This window comes from Streptomyces sp. NPDC006384 (genome assembly GCF_042870695.1).
Lineage (GTDB): Bacteria > Actinomycetota > Actinomycetes > Streptomycetales > Streptomycetaceae > Streptomyces.
Genome location: NZ_JBIAHR010000001.1, coordinates 40027 through 54499 on the forward strand (window position 1 = coordinate 40027; position 14473 = coordinate 54499).

General features: G+C 72.6%; 19 protein-coding genes. 11 read left to right on the forward strand and 8 right to left on the reverse strand.

The genetic code is table 11. The features are described 5' to 3' along the window. Nucleotides 1-93: 93 nt before the first annotated feature. The 4 genes from ACFYOJ_RS00175 (at nt 94) to ACFYOJ_RS00190 (ending at nt 3435) form a co-directional block, all read left to right on the forward strand. A complete protein-coding gene (locus tag ACFYOJ_RS00175; protein WP_356552510.1) occupies nt 94-771 on the forward strand; it encodes an AIM24 family protein in 678 nt (225 codons plus the stop codon). Between the two features lie 128 nt (nt 772-899). After that, complete coding sequence (locus ACFYOJ_RS00180; protein ID WP_356552508.1) at nt 900-1859, forward strand: threonine/serine dehydratase; 960 nt, start codon at nt 900-902, stop codon at nt 1857-1859. A 75-nt stretch (nt 1860-1934) separates the two neighbouring features. Further along, nucleotides 1935-2912, forward strand: a complete 978-nt coding sequence (locus ACFYOJ_RS00185) for an LLM class F420-dependent oxidoreductase (RefSeq protein WP_356552507.1) — start codon at nt 1935-1937, stop codon at nt 2910-2912. Between the two features lie 97 nt (nt 2913-3009). After that, nucleotides 3010-3435 (forward strand): SsgA family sporulation/cell division regulator, encoded by a 426-nt coding sequence (locus ACFYOJ_RS00190; protein ID WP_356552505.1) that lies wholly within the window; start codon nt 3010-3012, stop codon nt 3433-3435. 17 nt (nt 3436-3452) lie between these two features. Here the strand turns inward: ACFYOJ_RS00190 and ACFYOJ_RS00195 are convergent, their stop codons facing one another. Continuing rightward, the gene (locus tag ACFYOJ_RS00195) at nt 3453-3965 is read right to left on the reverse strand and encodes a DUF6328 family protein (RefSeq protein ID WP_356552504.1); all 513 of its coding nucleotides are present in this window, start codon (nt 3963-3965) and stop codon (nt 3453-3455) included. Nucleotides 3966-4127: 162 nt separating this feature from the next. On the opposite strand from ACFYOJ_RS00195, the gene ACFYOJ_RS00200 reads away from it, so the two are divergent. Further along, nucleotides 4128-4475 carry a hypothetical protein gene (locus tag ACFYOJ_RS00200; RefSeq protein ID WP_356552502.1) on the forward strand — a complete coding sequence of 116 codons (348 nt, stop codon included), beginning with the start codon at nt 4128-4130 and terminating at the stop codon, nt 4473-4475. Nucleotides 4476-4500: 25 nt separating this feature from the next. Here the strand turns inward: ACFYOJ_RS00200 and ACFYOJ_RS00205 are convergent, their stop codons facing one another. Together ACFYOJ_RS00205 and ACFYOJ_RS00210 are read right to left on the reverse strand one after the other, a co-directional pair. Continuing rightward, nucleotides 4501-5484 carry an aldo/keto reductase gene (locus ACFYOJ_RS00205; RefSeq protein WP_356552500.1) on the reverse strand — a complete coding sequence of 328 codons (984 nt, stop codon included), beginning with the start codon at nt 5482-5484 and terminating at the stop codon, nt 4501-4503. 56 nt (nt 5485-5540) lie between these two features. Beyond that, nucleotides 5541-6764: an FAD-dependent monooxygenase gene (locus tag ACFYOJ_RS00210; protein ID WP_356552498.1), complete on the reverse strand. Its 1224-nt coding sequence runs from the start codon at nt 6762-6764 to the stop codon at nt 5541-5543. A gap of 153 nt (nt 6765-6917) precedes the next feature. Here ACFYOJ_RS00210 and ACFYOJ_RS00215 point away from each other — a divergent pair, with 153 nt between their 5' ends. After that, entirely contained in the window at nt 6918-7370 is a 453-nt protein-coding gene (locus tag ACFYOJ_RS00215) for an SRPBCC family protein (protein WP_356552496.1), read from the forward strand. A gap of 22 nt (nt 7371-7392) precedes the next feature. Here ACFYOJ_RS00215 and ACFYOJ_RS00220 read toward each other — a convergent pair whose 3' ends face one another. The 3 genes from ACFYOJ_RS00220 to ACFYOJ_RS00230 form a co-directional block, all read right to left on the reverse strand. Then, nucleotides 7393-8094 (reverse strand): ribonuclease H, encoded by a 702-nt coding sequence (locus ACFYOJ_RS00220; RefSeq protein ID WP_356552495.1) that lies wholly within the window; start codon nt 8092-8094, stop codon nt 7393-7395. Nucleotides 8095-8121: 27 nt separating this feature from the next. After that, nucleotides 8122-8919: a VOC family protein gene (locus tag ACFYOJ_RS00225; protein WP_356552494.1), complete on the reverse strand. Its 798-nt coding sequence runs from the start codon at nt 8917-8919 to the stop codon at nt 8122-8124. Nucleotides 8920-9078: 159 nt separating this feature from the next. After that, complete coding sequence (locus tag ACFYOJ_RS00230) at nt 9079-9561, reverse strand: VOC family protein (RefSeq protein WP_356552492.1); 483 nt, start codon at nt 9559-9561, stop codon at nt 9079-9081. Between the two features lie 234 nt (nt 9562-9795). On the opposite strand from ACFYOJ_RS00230, the gene ACFYOJ_RS00235 reads away from it, so the two are divergent. Both ACFYOJ_RS00235 and ACFYOJ_RS00240 read left to right on the forward strand, forming a co-directional pair. Then, the gene (locus ACFYOJ_RS00235; RefSeq protein WP_356552490.1) at nt 9796-10455 is read left to right on the forward strand and encodes an ATP-dependent Clp protease proteolytic subunit; all 660 of its coding nucleotides are present in this window, start codon (nt 9796-9798) and stop codon (nt 10453-10455) included. Beyond that, nucleotides 10455-11057, forward strand: coding sequence for an ATP-dependent Clp protease proteolytic subunit (locus tag ACFYOJ_RS00240; protein WP_356552488.1), 603 nt, complete (start codon nt 10455-10457; stop codon nt 11055-11057). Before ACFYOJ_RS00235 ends, ACFYOJ_RS00240 begins: the two co-directional genes overlap by 1 nt. Nucleotides 11058-11140: 83 nt before the next feature. On the opposite strand, the gene ACFYOJ_RS00245 is transcribed toward ACFYOJ_RS00240, so the two are convergent. Then, nucleotides 11141-11581: a helix-turn-helix transcriptional regulator gene (locus ACFYOJ_RS00245; RefSeq protein WP_356552486.1), complete on the reverse strand. Its 441-nt coding sequence runs from the start codon at nt 11579-11581 to the stop codon at nt 11141-11143. Nucleotides 11582-11880: 299 nt separating this feature from the next. Here ACFYOJ_RS00245 and ACFYOJ_RS00250 point away from each other — a divergent pair, with 299 nt between their 5' ends. After that, on the forward strand, nt 11881-12768 hold the full coding sequence (locus ACFYOJ_RS00250; protein WP_356552485.1) for an RNA polymerase sigma factor SigF: 888 nt from the start codon (nt 11881-11883) through the stop codon (nt 12766-12768). A gap of 57 nt (nt 12769-12825) precedes the next feature. On the opposite strand, the gene ACFYOJ_RS00255 is transcribed toward ACFYOJ_RS00250, so the two are convergent. After that, the gene (locus ACFYOJ_RS00255) at nt 12826-13281 is read right to left on the reverse strand and encodes an ATP-binding protein (RefSeq protein WP_356552484.1); all 456 of its coding nucleotides are present in this window, start codon (nt 13279-13281) and stop codon (nt 12826-12828) included. A gap of 144 nt (nt 13282-13425) precedes the next feature. Here ACFYOJ_RS00255 and ACFYOJ_RS00260 point away from each other — a divergent pair, with 144 nt between their 5' ends. Together ACFYOJ_RS00260 and ACFYOJ_RS00265 are read left to right on the forward strand one after the other, a co-directional pair. After that, nucleotides 13426-14010 (forward strand): PRC-barrel domain-containing protein, encoded by a 585-nt coding sequence (locus ACFYOJ_RS00260; protein ID WP_356552483.1) that lies wholly within the window; start codon nt 13426-13428, stop codon nt 14008-14010. Beyond that, nucleotides 14007-14423: a PRC-barrel domain-containing protein gene (locus ACFYOJ_RS00265; protein WP_356552481.1), complete on the forward strand. Its 417-nt coding sequence runs from the start codon at nt 14007-14009 to the stop codon at nt 14421-14423. The genes ACFYOJ_RS00260 and ACFYOJ_RS00265 overlap by 4 nt, the downstream gene beginning before the upstream one ends. The last annotated feature ends 50 nt before the right edge of the window (nt 14424-14473 follow it).

The window sequence follows — 14473 nt, forward strand, 5'->3', positions numbered from 1 at the left end:
CCAGTCTTCCCCGCACCGTGCGTGTGACCCCGTGAAGGGAGGGGAGGCGGGACGGACTTGGCGGAGGCGGGCGCTCCGGGACAGGATGCCCGCATGAAGGGTGATCTTTTCTCCAGCGAGTACGTGGTACAGCCCGCCGCAGCGCCGGGCATGTCCGTCGAGAACGCCAAGTGCCTGCGGTACGTGGTGGACGGCGAGATGCTCGCCCGGCAGGGGGCGATGATCGCCTACCGCGGCAGCCTGCAGTTCGAGCGCAGGAGCCAGGGCGTGGGCGGCATGCTCAAACGCGCGGTCACCGGCGAGGGACTGCCGCTGATGACGGTGCGCGGGCAGGGCGAGGCGTGGTTCGCGCAGGAGGCGCAGAACTGCTTCGTCGTGGAGGTGGAACCGGGCGACGAGTTCACCGTCAACGGCCGCAACGTCCTGTGCTTCGACGCGTCGTTGGCGTACCGCATCGCCACCGTGAAGGGCGCGGGCGTCACCGGCGGCGGGCTGTTCAACAGCGTCTTCACGGGCCACGGCAGGCTGGGGCTGGTGTGCGAGGGCAACCCGCTGGTCATCCCGGTGTCGCCGCAGTCCCCGGTGTACGTCGACACGGACGCGGTCGTCGGCTGGTCCGCGGGGCTGACCACCTCCCTGCACCGCTCGCAGTCGCTCGGCTCCATGCTGCGCGGGGGCTCCGGGGAGGCCGTGCAACTGGTGCTCCAGGGCGAGGGACACGTCGTCGTACGGCCGAGCGAGACGACGCCGCAGAAGCCCCAGCAGCACTGAGCCCCACCGGGCGGCCCGGGGACCCGTGCCTCACCGTCCTTGTCCCGGGGCCCGGTTGACCCGGGGCACGACGCGCGAAAGGCTGCCGGACGGCGTGGACCGCCTCCCGCGCCGGAAGGACGAACGCCTTGATCGGGATCGATCGGATCGAAGCCGCCGCCGAGCGGATCGCCAACCATGTCGTACGCACCCCGACCGTGCCGAGCCCGGGGCTGACCGCGCTGCTCGGCGTCCCGGTCACCGCCAAGCTGGAGCTGCTGCAGCGCACCGGGTCGTTCAAGGCGCGCGGCGCGACGGCGAAGCTGCTGTCGCTGACCGAGTCCGAACGGGCCGCCGGCGTCGTCGCGGTCAGCGGCGGCAACCACGGCGTCGCCGTCGCGGTGATGGCCGCCGCCCTCGACGTGAAGGCGACGGTGGTCATGCCGCGCACGGCGCCCGCGCGTTCGGTGGAGACCGCCGAGGCGGCGGGCGCGCTGGTGCGGCTCACCGACGACATGGACGGTGCCTTCGCTCTGGTGGCACGGCTGCGGGAGGAGGGGCTGACCCTCGTCCACCCCTTCGACGACCCGGTGGTGATCGCCGGGCAGGGGACGGTGGGACTGGAGTTCGCCGAGGACGCCGGGGAGCTCACGGACGTGCTGGTGAGCATCGGCGGCGGGGGCCTGATCGCCGGTGTGGCGGCCGCGCTGCGGGCCCGCCGGCCGGGCGTGCGGGTCTGGGGCGTGGAGACGGAGGGCGCGGAGGCCATGTCCCGGGCGCTGGCGGCGGGCGGCCCGCTGACGGTCCCGCTGTCGTCGGTCGTCACCACGCTCAGCGCCCCGGCCGTCTCGCGGTCGACGTACGACCATGTGTCGGAGCTGGTCACCGAGGTCCTGGTGGTGCCGGACCGGGAGGCCGTCCGGGGGTCGCTCGAGCTCGCCGAGCACGCCAAGGTGTGGACCGAGCCGGCCGCCGGCTGTCTGCTGCCCGCCGCCCGGCAGGTGGTGCGGCGGGTGGGGAACGGCGCCCGGATCGGGCTGGTGGTGTGCGGGGGCAACGCGACGACCGCCGACATGGCGGCGTGGGCGGACCGCTTCGGGCTGCGCTGACCCGCCCGGGCGGGCCGTGGACGTGCCCCGCGCCGTGGCCCGTTTTCGCTCCGCGCGGGCGGGGACTCGCCCCTCATGGTGCAGATCGGATACACGATGATGACCGAGCAGGCCGGTCCCCGTGAGCTCGTCGACCACGTGGTGCGCGCCGAGCAGGTGGGCTTCGACTTCTCGGTGACCTCGGACCACTACTTCCCGTGGCTGCGTTCGCAGGGGCACTCGCCCTACGCCTGGGCCGTGCTGGGCGCCGCGGCGCAGGCGACGTCCCGCATCCCGCTGATGACGTACGTGACGTGTCCGACCTTCCGCTACCACCCGGCGGTCGTGGCGCAGAAGGCGGCGACGCTGCAACTGCTGTCCGGGGGACGGTTCCGGCTGGGGCTCGGCTCGGGAGAGAACCTCAACGAGCACGTGGTGGGCGGCGGCTGGCCGACCGCCGACGTGCGCCACGAGATGCTCCTGGAGGCCGTGGAGATCATCAGGGCGCTCTTCGGGGGCCGGCACGTCAACCACCGCGGCACGCACTTCGACGTCGAGTCGGCCAGGCTGTGGGACCTGCCGGACGCCCCGCCGCCCATCGGCATCGCCGTCTCCGGGGAACGCTCGTGCAGACTGGCGGGCGAACACGCCGACCTGGTGATCGCCACGGAGCCGAAGGCGGACCTGCTGGAGGCGTTCGACCGGCACGGCGGCAAGGGCAAGCCGCGCGTCGGCCAGCTGCCGGTCTGCTACGACCCGGACCGGGACGCGGCGATCGAGCGCGCCCACTCCCAGTTCCGCTGGTTCGGCTGCGGCTGGAAGGTCAACTCGGAGCTGCCGCACCCGGACTCCTTCGACGCGGCGACCCGGTTCGTCACGCCCGACGACGTGGCGCGGTCGATCCCGTGCGGTGACGACCCGGACGCCTTCGTCGAGGCCGTACGCCCGTACGCGGAGGCCGGGTTCACCGAGATCGCGCTGGTGCAGATCGGCGGCGAGTCCCAGCCGGCGTTCCTGGACTGGTCGGAGAAGACGCTGCTGCCGGCGCTGCGCGACGCCCTGGGCGGCTCCTGACGCCGGGCGGCCGCGGATTTCACCCGGTTGCACGGGCATCTTGTGCGACAGCCGGGTATGAGAGGGCCCTACGTCCGCTCTCCCGGAGGCCTCCGCCATGAACTCGCTCGTGCACAAGACCGTGGTCGTGCAGCTCCAGACGGGTGACGCCGACCGTTTTCCGGTGCTCGCCCACCTGAGCTACGACCCCGCGGACCCGTTCGCGCTCACCGTGGTGTTCAGCCACGACGGCCGCGTGCTCGCCCGCTGGACGCTGGACCGGGAGATGGTGGGCGACGGGCTCACCCGCCCGGTCGGCATCGGCGACGTACGGCTGCGGCCGCAGGCGCGGGGTGTGTGCGAGGAACTGCGCATGGAGTTCCTCGGCGACACGCGGCCCGACGGGGGGCGTCATCGCGCCGTGGTCTTCGTGTGGGCGACGGCGGTCGCGGCGTTCCTGCGCGAGACGCACGCGGTGGTGCCGCCCGGCGAGGAGGAGGTGTGCGTCGACGACTTCCTGGCCGACCTCATGGCGGAGGGCTGAGCGGGCGGCACGGCCGGTCAGTCGGTGCGTGACGTGTGCCGGTACCGGGTCCACATCGGTATCCCGAACCAGCACAGCAGGTACCACAGCACCACGCCGGCCACGAGGTAGGGCACGAAGCCGTCGTGGGACGCGACGCGCAGGATCAGCAGGAGCGAGGCGGTCGTGGTGGCGAGCAGCAGCACCAGGCCGAGCAGGGTCAGCCTGGAGGCCCACCGCACCGCCTGGGGTTTCACCCGCCGTCCGGACACGAGCCGGTGCAGGGACACCGGCCCGATCAGGGCGCCGGTCGTCACGGCCCCGAGGACGACCGTCACCAGGTAGATCGTCCTGTCGGTGTCGGACAGGTCGTCGTACTTCGGGGTGAACACCACCGTGAGCAGGAAGCCGAAGAGGATCTGCACGCCCATCTGCGCGACGCGGACCTCCTGGATCAGCTCCGTCCACATCCGGTCGGCCCGCTCGTCCTCGGTCTCGTTGCGCCCCCTGCGCCGGTCCGGCCGGTTCGCCGTGCCCGTGTCCCTGCCCATGTCGGCCACTGTTCCTCCCGGGTCGCCGCTGCCTCGAGTCCTCTTCCCTGTTCCCGGGTTCCCCGCGGACAGACGCCGGGCCGGGGCGGCGTCCGGTTTGGGCGGTCGCGGGACGGTTACACGGGGCGGGTACCACACCGAGGCCGAGGAGGATGGCGAAGGATGTCCGACACTCAGCTCACCGTGACACTCGACGGTGGCGGCATCGACGACGCGCGGGCGGTCGTACGCGCGCTGGAGGGCGCCTTCGGGGCCCCCGACGATCTTCCGGCCGACGAGCGGGCGACGGTCCGCACCGCGACCTTCAGCTCCCCGCCCTCCCCGGAGGCGGATCCCGCGCCGCCGGAGGCGGGTGCCAAACTGTCGGCGCCGGTGACGGTCACCCTGCAGGGCACCCCGCAGGCCGTCGAGGCCGCGAGCAGGACGCTGACCAGCGCCTTCTCCGCGCGGGACGAGGGGGTCTCCTCCGGCGACCAGGAGCGGGAACGGCAGCTGCTCCTGGCGCCGTGAGGCGTGCGCGGCAAGCCCGGCCCGGCTACCAGCGGCTCTCCACCTGCGCCCTGATGCGCCGGTCGTAGAGGTCGCGGACCGCCGTGAGCGTCTCCTCGGACAGCTCCGGCAGCCGGGCCGCTTCCGCGTTGGCGCGGGCCTGTTCGGGAGAGCGGGCGCCGGGGATGACGGTGGTCACCCCGGGCTGCCGGACGATCCAGCGCAGCGCCAGCTGTGCCGGGGTGTATCCCTCGGGGGCGAGGGCGGCGAACTCGGCGGCGGCCTCCACGCCGGTGGCGAAGTCGACGCCGGAGAAGGTCTCGCCCCGGTCGAAGGCCTCGCCGTGCCGGTTGAAGGTGCGGTGGTCGTTGGCGGCGAAGACGGTGTCCCTGGTGTACTTGCCGGACAGCAGGCCGGAGGCGAGCGGCACCCGGGCGATGATGCCGACGCCCGCTTCCCGGGCGGCCGGCAGGACCTCGCGCAGGGGCTTGGTCCGGAACGGGTTGAGGATGATCTGCACGCTCGCCACGTTCGGCCGCGCGATGGCGGTGAGCGCCTCCTCGCACGTCTCGACGCTGACCCCGTACGCCTTGACGCGCTCCTCCTCCACCAGGGTGTCGAGCGCGTCGAAGACCTCGTCGCTGGAGTAGACCGGGGTGGGCGGGCAGTGCAGCTGTACGAGGTCGAGGACGTCGACGCCGAGATTGCGCCGGGAACGGTCGTTCCAGGCGCGGAAGTTGTCGAGGACGTAGTTCTGCGGGATCTGCTCGACGCGGCGGCCCATCTTGGTGGCGACCATGACGCGCAGGTCCGGCCTGCCGCGCAGGAAGGCGGCGATGGTCTCCTCGCTGCGGCCGTCGCCGTAGACGTCGGCGGTGTCGAAGAAGGTCACGCCGGACTCGGCGGCCGCCTCCAGCACCGCGAGGGCCTCCTTGTCGTCGACGTCTCCCCAGTCGGCTCCCAGTTGCCAGGTGCCGAGGCCGATCACCGAGGCACGCTGCCCCGACCTGTCGAAAGTGCGTTCGTCCATGTCGTCAGTGTGTCATCCGGCGCCCCGCGGCCGTGCCGGGACGGCCGGTCCACGGCTCACCGGGGGCGGGTGGCCTGTACCCGTGCCTGCACGCCGCGCGCGATCCTCGGTCCCAGCCAGCGCTTGAACCGGCGCAGCGGCTCGAGCTGCCCGGCCGCCCGGTCGAGCCGGTAGTACAGCTGGGGCGGGACGTAGGGCAGCAGCGGCGAGTGGCGCTGGCCGAGCAGGGCGAACATCCGCTCCGGGGGGAGGTGGATGTAGCGGGGGAGGTTCTCGTACCACTGGGCGCTGTGCCGGGCGGCGCTCTGCACCGGCAGCAGGGCGGCTCTGCGTTCGCTCTCGTAGCGGGCGAGGGCGTCGGGGAGGGCGGTGTGCTCGCGCAGGGCGGCGGACAGGGCCATGGCGTCCTGGAGGGCGAGGGTGGTGCCGGCGCCGATGGAGTAGTGGGTGGTGTGGGCGGCGTCGCCGAGCAGGACGAGGTTGCCGCGCGACCAGGTGCGGTTGGTGAGGGTGCGGAAGGTCAGCCAGGAGGCGGCGCCGGCGGCGGGGGTGGCCCTGCCGGACAGCGGGTGGCCGTCCAGGACGTCGGCGAAGAGCTTCTCCAGCAGGTTGAGCCCCTCCGCCTCGTCGGCCCGGTCCAGGCCGAGGCCGGTCCAGGTCTCGGGGGCGCACTCGACGACGCAGGTGCTGCCCTCGGGGCCGAAGGCGTAGCCGTACGCCCAGATCCAGCCGTGGTCGGTCTCGGTGAAGGCGAAGGTGAAGGCGTCGAAGACCTTGGTGGTGCCGAGCCAGATGTAGTGGTTGCGTCCGGCGCTGATCTCGGTGCCGAAGTGGCCGGCGTGGTGGGTGCGCAGGGCGCTGCGCACACCGTCGGCGGCGACCACGAGGTCGGCTTCGGGCGGGTCGTCGCCGGAGATCTCGTCCTCGTGGCGCAGGTGCACGCCCAGGGAGCGGGCGCGGGCGGCGAGGATCTCCAGCAGCCGGTGGCGGCCGATGCCGAAGCCCTCGTCGCCGCGGTGACGGGTGGTCATGTCGTGCACATGAGCGACGCCGTCCCGCCAGCGCACGGAGTGCTCCTCGACGGTGCGGGCCGACTCGGGGTCGTGCGCGTGGAGTTCGTCCAGCAGACCGCGCCAGTAGGTCACGCCCCAGCCGTAGGTGGAGCCCTCCGGGCTGCGTTCGTGGACGGTGATGTCGTGGGACGGGTCCTGCAGCTTGAGGAGGATCGAGAGATACAGACCGGCGGGCCCGCCGCCGACGCAAGCGACCTTCACACTCACCCCTGAAATGCACTCAAAACGGTCATGTGGCCCGCAGATTAACAAAACTGACGGATCATATTCCCGCCTCTCCGGGGCGGCGCGGGGTGATTCGCCGTCCGGCCGCCGGGTACCCGTGCGGCTCCGTCCGACGAAACGAAGGAGGAGTACAGCGTGTCGCAGGTTCAGGAAACCATCGAGGTCGGCGTCCCGGTCCGCACCGCCTACAACCAGTGGACCCAGTTCGAGTCGTTCCCCGAGTTCATGAACGGGGTGGAGCGCATCGAGCAGCGCGGCGACACCCTCACGCACTGGGTGACCAGCGTCGACGGCGTGCACCGCGAGTTCGACGCGGAGATCACGGAGCAGATCCCCGACGAGCGGGTCGCGTGGACCACGGTGTCGGGCGAGACGAAGCAGGCCGGTGTGGTCACCTTCCGCCCGCTGGACACGGGCCGCACCGAGGTGCGGCTGCGGATGGAGTTCCACCCGCAGGGCGTGACCGAGAAGATCGGCGACAAACTCGGTGTCGTCCAGCGGCAGACCAAGGGCGATCTGGAGCGGTTCAAGCGGTTCATCGAGAGCCGCGGCCGCGAGACCGGGCAGTGGCGCGGCACCGTCGTGTGACCCGGCCGGCCGAGGCCGCGGGCTATCCGGCCGCCGCCGTGCGGCACTCCGGGTGGCCCCAGCTCTGGCCGTTCCTGGCGATGGACTCCCCCGCCGCGTACGAACGGCCGCACGCGCAGCGTCCGGGGAACTTGGCCTTGATGGTCCGCGCGGAGGCGCCGGCGCTCCTGCGGGCGCCTCCGGCGGCCCGGCGCGGCGCCCTGCGGGCCGCCGGGGCGTCCGGCGCGGGCGGGGGTTCCGGTGAACCGAGGCCGCTGCCCGCGGGCTCCTGGACGGTCGCCGCCTGGCTGGCGGCGCGGTCGGCGAAGTCGTTGAGCCGGTCGCCGTCGACCTGGTGGGCGGGAACGTAGCGGAACTCGACCGAGCGGCCGGCGAGCAGCTCATCGATGCGCACGACCAGCTCCTGGTTGGCGACCGGCTTGCCGGCGGCGGTCTTCCAGCCGTTGCGCTTCCAGCCGGGCAGCCAGGTGGTGACGGCCTTCATGGCGTACTGGGAGTCCATGCGGACCTCCAGCGGCACCTGCGGGTCGGTCGACGCCAGCAGGCGCTCCAGGGCGGTGAGCTCGGCGACGTTGTTGGTGGCCCGGCCCAGCGGGCCCGCCTCCCAGCGGGCCGGGACCTCCGCGTCGTCGGCCACCACCCAGGCCCAGCCGGCCGGACCCGGGTTTCCCTTCGAAGCCCCGTCGCACGCGGCCACCACACGTTCACGCATGGCCCCGATCATGCCATGGGCCGGCCGTCCCCACGGCCCTCAGGTCACGGGCCGCAGCTTGGGCATGTCCCCCGCTGTCTTCGTGATGTCGATCACGGAGAAGACCGCGCCCTGCGGGTCGCCGAGCGCCGCGAAGCGGCCGAAGGGCGTGTCCATGGGCCCGAAGTGCAGCACACCCCCGAGCCGGGTGGCCCGGGCCACGGCGTCGTCGCAGTCGGGGACCGTGAAGTACACGTTGATGTAGGGCGGCACCTCGGGCGGGAAGTCCTCCGTCATCCGCATCCGGCCGAGGACGGGGCTGTCGCCCAGCTCGAAGAGGCGGAAGTCCACCTCCGCGTCCTCCATCTGCTTCGCCGTGTAGGGGAAGACCGCGGGGAAGAACGCGTCGGACTTCCCGGGCTCGCGGGTGAAGACCTCCGCCCAGCAGTACGCGCCGGGCTCGGCCGTCGCCTCGAAGCCCTCGTGGGTGCCGGCCTGCCAGACGCCGAACATGACGCCGCTCGGGTCGCGGGCCAGGCACATGGTGCCGAAGTCGTCGACCTGCATCGGTCCCATCAGCAGCTCGCCGCCGGCCTCGCGGACGCGGCCGGCGGTCGCGGCGGCGTCCCGGGAGGCGAAGTAGAGGCACCACTGGGGCCGGTCCTCCTGGCCGGGCGGCGGCGGCACCACCGCGGCGACCGCCTTGCCGTCGGAGTAGCACTGCGTGTAGCTGCCGTACTCCGACGGCAGCTCGTGGAAGGTCCAGCCGAGGACGTCGCCGTAGAAGCGCTTGGCCTCCTCGACGTCACCGAACATCGCGTCGGCCCAGCAAGGGGCTCCCTCGGGTTGCACGGCCATGTCTGCCGCCTCCGCTCACTGAATGTTCCGGATGGTGATGGTGGTGGGAGGGTGCGGGAAGGCCCGCTTCCTCGTGCTGTGCGTCCGGGCCCCGCTCCGTGCGCCGGGTGCGGCGCCGCGGCGGCCCGGACCGGTCCGCCGTCCCCGGCGGCGGCCGGCTCACTGTCCCGCGTACGCCTTCTCGAGCTCGGCGATGTCGAGCTTGCCCATCGACATCATCGCCTTGAAGGCACGCTCGGCCCTGGCCGGGTCCGCGTCGCGGAACATCTCGTCGATCCCGGCCGGTACGACCTGCCACGACACTCCGAACCGGTCCTTGAGCCAGCCGCAGGGGCCGTGCTCGCCGCCGCCCTCGACGAGCCTGGCCCAGTAGTGGTCGACCTCCTCCTGGTTCTCGCACATGACCTGGAAGGAGACCGCCTCGTTGAACGTGAACCGAGGTCCGCCGTTGAGGGCGACGAACTTCTGGCCGTTGGCCGTGAAGTCGACGGTCAGGACGGTGCCGGCGGCGCCGGGTGCTCCCTCCGGGGTGCGGGTGACGGAGCCGATGGCCGAGTTCTCGAAGACCGAGACGTAGAAGTCGGCGGCCTCCTCCGCCTGCCCGTCGAACCAGAGACACGTGACGAATCCGTCGGTGGTCATGAGTACCTCCCGGGAGCGGGCGTGGAACGCGGTCATCACTGTCGACCGGTGCGGGGCGCGGAACTCATCGGTCGTGGCGCCGGGAATCTCGGCGGGGCCGCGTGAGCGCTCTGCTCACGGCGAATCTGCCGCGGGCAGAGAAATCCCCGCGGGGGCCGTCCCCCGGCCGAGAGTGGAGGAACCGCGGCGGTCCGGCCGCTCGCGGCTCCCCCGACGACTCGACGAGGAGCGCCGATGTCTCCACTCATCGCCGGCCCGGCGCCGGCCGTGTTCCAGCCCCGCGCGGAGGAGGGTGACACCCCCGTCACCCGCTTCGACGACCACCTGGCCGCGCAGCTGCTCGCACAGCGCATTGTGCTGCTGGGCACCCAGGTCGACGAGGTCTCCGCGAACCGGGTCTGCGCGCAGCTGCTGATCCTGTCCGCGGAAGACCCGCGCACCGACATCAGCCTGTACATCAACAGCCCCGGCGGTTCCGTGCACGCGGGGCTCGCCGTCTACGACACGATGCGGCTGATCCCCAACGACGTCTCGACGCTCGCCATGGGCTTCGCCGCCAGCATGGGGCAGTTCCTGCTCAGCGTCGGCGCGGCGGGCAAGCGCTACGCCCTGCCGAACGCGCGGATCATGATGCACCAGCCGTCGGCGGGCATCGGCGGCACCACCGCCGACATCGAGATCCAGGCGGACAACCTGGAGTTCACCAAGCGGACCATCGAGCGGATCACCGCCGAACACACGGGCCAGAGCCCGGAGACCATCTCCCGGGACGGCGACCGCGACCGCTGGTTCACGGCCGAGCAGGCCAGGGAGTACGGCATGGTCGACCGGGTCGTGGAGTCCCTCGTGGACGTCCGTCCGGCCGCCTCGCGGCACAGGATGGGGCTGCGGTGATGGGGAGCTACACGATTCCGAACGTCGTCGAGCGCACCCCGCAGGGCGAACGCTCCTACGACGTGTTCAGCCGGCTGCTGTCGGAGCGGATCGTCTTCCTGGGCACCGAGATCGACGACGGCGTGGCGAACGTCGTCATCGCGCAGCTCCTGCACCTGGAGTCGGCGGCCCCGGAGAGCGAGATCGCGCTCTACATCAACTCCCCCGGCGGCTCGTTCACCTCGCTGATGGCGGTCTACGACACGATGACGTTCGTGCAGGCGCCGATCTCGACGTTCTGCGTCGGGCAGGCGGCCTCCACGGCGGCCGTGCTGCTGGCCGGCGGTGATCCCGGGCGGCGGTTCGTGCTGGAGCACTCGCGGGTGCTGCTCGGGCAGCCGGCCAGCGGCGGGCGCCAGGGCACGGTCTCCGATCTCGCGCTGCAGGCCAAGGAGATGGTGCGGATCCGCTCCCAGGTCGAGGAGGTGCTGTCCCGGCACACGGGGCACGACCCGGCGAGGCTGCGCGCGGACATGGACCGCGACAAGGTGTTCACCGCCGAGGAGGCCGTGGCCTACGGGCTGGCGGACGAGGTGCTCAGCCGGCGCCTGGCGAGGACGTGAGACACCGGTCCGGCGCCGCACGACGGGACACGCGTGCGGCGCCGGACCGTACGACCGCCGGACCGTACGGCGAAGAGCGTCCGTCAGGCCGCCAGGCACATCCCGTCGAACCGGGCACCGGAGGGCCGGGAGACGCGGCCGGCACCGGTGTGCCGCGCGGTGACGCGCACCAGCTCTCCCTGGACGCGGGCCAGCAGGCCGGCCAGGGAGATACCGAGGGCGTCCGCGGCCGCGGCCAGGACCTCCGACGACGCCTCCTTGCGGCCGCGCTCCACCTCCGACAGGTACGGCATGGAGATCCGGGCGGCCTGTGCCACGTCCTTCAGCGTCCGTTCCTGGGCGAGGCGTTCGCGTCGCAGGGCGTCACCGACCAGGTCGCGCCACAAGGGCTCTCCGGCGGCGGGGCGGCCGGGACGGACAGGGGCGTCGGGGCCGTCGGTGCGGCGGTCGGATCGCTCCCCCGGGCGCGCGGCGGGCGGGCGCAGGGCGATGACGCGGGCTTCGTTCGGCACATGGCTGGTCACCTCTCCAGCGTAGGAACGGAGCGGCGCGGGACAAGAGCACGGCGTTCCGCCCTCAGGGGAATCCCCCGCCGGGCGCCGCCGCCCACGGGCCGGCCGGCCCGTGGGCGGAACGTGCGCACACATGCCGGCCGGCCGCCGCGGGCATACCCTGGAAGAAGATGTGTCACCCCGTGCAGACGCCGCGGTCACCGATCCCGTGCCGCCCGGAGAACCGGGTGGCATGCATCGCCACGCCCCGGGTATCCGCCCGCAGGGAGAACCTGGGAAGACGTCCGACCGTGACTTTCGTGGGAGAGGCAATGGAGACCGCCGTGATCCGGCCGAAGGCGCAGATCGTCGAGAGGACGACCTCGAGCGGGACGGACGACGGGGCACTGCCGGGGGTCGCGGACCCCCGCGCCGTGGCCCCGCGGGACGCGCGGCAGCTGTCCCGCCAGTTCTTCCAGCGGCTGGCGGAACTCGAGGAGGGCACCCACGAGTACCAGTACGCGCGCAACACCCTGATCGAGATGAACATGTCCCTCGTGCGGTTCGCCGCCGGCCGGTTCCGCGGCCGCGGCGACGACATGGAGGACATCGTCCAGACCGGCATGATCGGCCTGATCAAGGCCATCGACCGGTTCGAGCTGTCGCGCGAGGTCGAGTTCACCTCCTTCGCGCTGCCGTACATCGTCGGCGAGATCAAGCGGTTCTTCCGGGACACCACCTGGGCGGTGCACGTGCCGCGGCGGCTGCAGGAGCTGCGGGTGGAACTGGCCAGGGCCCACGAGGAACTCTCCAGCCGCCTGGACCGCGAGCCCACCGTCGCCGAGCTCGCGACGCTGATGAACATCAGCGAACGCGAGGTGATCGAGGGGCAGATCGCGTCCAACGGCTACAACTCGTCCTCGCTGGACGCCGCGCTGACCGGGGACGGGCCCGAGACGGGCGAGTCCGTGCTGGCCGACTTCATCGGCGTGGAGGAGGAGGGGCTGCGGCTCGTCGAGGACTTCCACTCGCTCGCCCCGCTGATGGCCGAGCTCAGCGAGCGCGACCGGCAGATCATCCACATGCGGTTCGTGGAGGAGGCGACGCAGGCGGAGATCGGCGAACGGCTCGGCTGCTCGCAGATGCACGTCTCGCGGCTGATCAAGCGGATCATCACCCGGCTGCGTGAGGGCATGCTGGGCGAGCTGGGCTGCGCCTGACCGGGCACGGCACCGCCCCGGGACGCGGGTCCCCGGGGCGGTGCGTCGTTCAGCGGGTCATTCGGCGGTGAGGCTCAGCGTCGCGCGCACGCGCTTGCCGACCGGCACCCGCTCGACGACGACCGCGTCCGCCAGGGCGTGGACGATCTCCAGACCGTGCCGGCCGACGCGTTCGGGATCGCGGGGGAAACGCCGGGGCACCGCGCCGCTGCTGTCGTAGACGCTCACCGTCACGGAGGCGTCCGTGCCCTCCAGCTCCAGGATGTACGGCCCCTGGCTGTGCCGGTCGGCGTTGGTGACCAGTTCGCTCACCACCAGGAGCACCGCGCCGTCGGCCCGCCGGCCGATCGTGGCGCACCACTCGGTCCTGAGCTGTTCCAGGAAGAGCGACGCGAAAGCACGCGCCTCGGCGATGCTCCCGGGCTCCCCGGAGTAGTGCGCGGCCCGCCTCAGCGGTTCCACGGGTACGTCGAAGCCAGTCGGTATCACTGCCCCGTCCAGGTGTTCGGTCATACGTTTCTCTCTCGGAAGCCGGACTGGCCGGACGCCACTGCACCAGTCCTCGTACCCCGGGCCCGGCGGGGCAGTCCCCCTGTTCCGGCAGTGCGGACATTCTCACAGCCCGCCGGGGAACCCGGGACACGGGAAGGGTGTGCGATGAACGAACTGATGGGTGCACGCAGTCTCACCACCCGCCCGGTGGTCACCCTGGGCGGGGACGCCGTCGCCCACGTCAAGGACACCGTCCTCGACGCCGCGGTCGCGCGGATCACCGGTTTCACGCTGAGCGGACGGCGCCTGTGGAGCGGTCCGATGAAGGAGGCTCTCCCGTGGCCGGCGGTGTACGCGCTCGGCCACGACGCGGTGATGGTCCGCGACCGGCGGGACCTGGTGAGCGCCGCGGTCCTGACGGGGCAGCAGGAGACGCTGCGGGCCCGGCTGCTGGGGGCGCGGGTGGTGACGGACGCGGGCACCGAGATCGGTACCGTCCTCGACGTCGTGGTGGAGGGCGGCATCGGCGGCCGCGGCCGTGTCGTCGGCTTCCGGACGGTGGCGAGCAGGCGGTTCGCGCCCGGCCCGGCCCACCGCCGCAGGGTCTTCGTGCCCCGCGGGCAGACGCTGACGGTCGCGGGGCGGACGCTCGTCCTGCCCGAGGAGACCGTCCGGCACGTCACCGGCGACCTGCCGGGCTTCGCGACGCCGGCCGGTGTGCCCGGCGGCCGGCGCGGGGTGTGGCCGTGATGCTCTTCTCCGCGGTGCGGGGCCTGCCCGTGCTGCGTCTGGACGGGGACGGCAGGCTCGGCACCGTGTCGTCCCTGTCGGTGGACGTCCGCGCCGGGACGGTCAGCCACGTCCGGTTCCGCACCGGCCTCCTCCGGAGGGAGACGGTGCTGCCCTGGGAGGCGGTGCGGTCGGTCGGCCCGGGAGCCGTCCGGGTCGTCCCGGCGGCCCTCCCCGGCACGGCGCCGGCCGGGCACGCCCTGCTGGGACGTCTGGTGCTGACCGAGACGGGCACGGAGCACGGCACGGTGCTGGACGTGGCGTTCGATCCGCGGACCGGACGCGTCCTCGCGGTGTTCACCACGCGGGGCGAGGTGCCGGCCGGCCGCATGATGGGCCTCGGCGACCACGCGCTGGTCGTCGGCTCGGCCTGACGTGGGGCGTACGGGACGCCGGTCCGGGAAGCGGCACGCCCTTCCGGCGG

What these genes read in the sequence shown, in the direction of transcription:
- ACFYOJ_RS00175 (WP_356552510.1), top strand. Translation starts at nt 94, where the DNA reads ATGAAGGGTGATCTTTTCTCCAGCGAGTACGTGGTACAGCCCGCCGCA.
- ACFYOJ_RS00185 (WP_356552507.1), top strand. Translation starts at nt 1,935, where the DNA reads ATGGTGCAGATCGGATACACGATGATGACCGAGCAGGCCGGTCCCCGT.
- ACFYOJ_RS00190 (WP_356552505.1), top strand. Translation starts at nt 3,010, where the DNA reads ATGAACTCGCTCGTGCACAAGACCGTGGTCGTGCAGCTCCAGACGGGT.
- ACFYOJ_RS00195 (WP_356552504.1), bottom strand. Translation starts at nt 3,965, where the DNA reads ATGGGCAGGGACACGGGCACGGCGAACCGGCCGGACCGGCGCAGGGGG.
- ACFYOJ_RS00200 (WP_356552502.1), top strand. Translation starts at nt 4,128, where the DNA reads ATGTCCGACACTCAGCTCACCGTGACACTCGACGGTGGCGGCATCGAC.
- ACFYOJ_RS00205 (WP_356552500.1), bottom strand. Translation starts at nt 5,484, where the DNA reads ATGGACGAACGCACTTTCGACAGGTCGGGGCAGCGTGCCTCGGTGATC.
- ACFYOJ_RS00220 (WP_356552495.1), bottom strand. Translation starts at nt 8,094, where the DNA reads ATGATCGGGGCCATGCGTGAACGTGTGGTGGCCGCGTGCGACGGGGCT.
- ACFYOJ_RS00225 (WP_356552494.1), bottom strand. Translation starts at nt 8,919, where the DNA reads ATGGCCGTGCAACCCGAGGGAGCCCCTTGCTGGGCCGACGCGATGTTC.
- ACFYOJ_RS00230 (WP_356552492.1), bottom strand. Translation starts at nt 9,561, where the DNA reads ATGACCACCGACGGATTCGTCACGTGTCTCTGGTTCGACGGGCAGGCG.
- ACFYOJ_RS00235 (WP_356552490.1), top strand. Translation starts at nt 9,796, where the DNA reads ATGTCTCCACTCATCGCCGGCCCGGCGCCGGCCGTGTTCCAGCCCCGC.
- ACFYOJ_RS00240 (WP_356552488.1), top strand. Translation starts at nt 10,455, where the DNA reads ATGGGGAGCTACACGATTCCGAACGTCGTCGAGCGCACCCCGCAGGGC.
- ACFYOJ_RS00250 (WP_356552485.1), top strand. Translation starts at nt 11,881, where the DNA reads ATGGAGACCGCCGTGATCCGGCCGAAGGCGCAGATCGTCGAGAGGACG.
- ACFYOJ_RS00255 (WP_356552484.1), bottom strand. Translation starts at nt 13,281, where the DNA reads ATGACCGAACACCTGGACGGGGCAGTGATACCGACTGGCTTCGACGTA.
- ACFYOJ_RS00260 (WP_356552483.1), top strand. Translation starts at nt 13,426, where the DNA reads ATGAACGAACTGATGGGTGCACGCAGTCTCACCACCCGCCCGGTGGTC.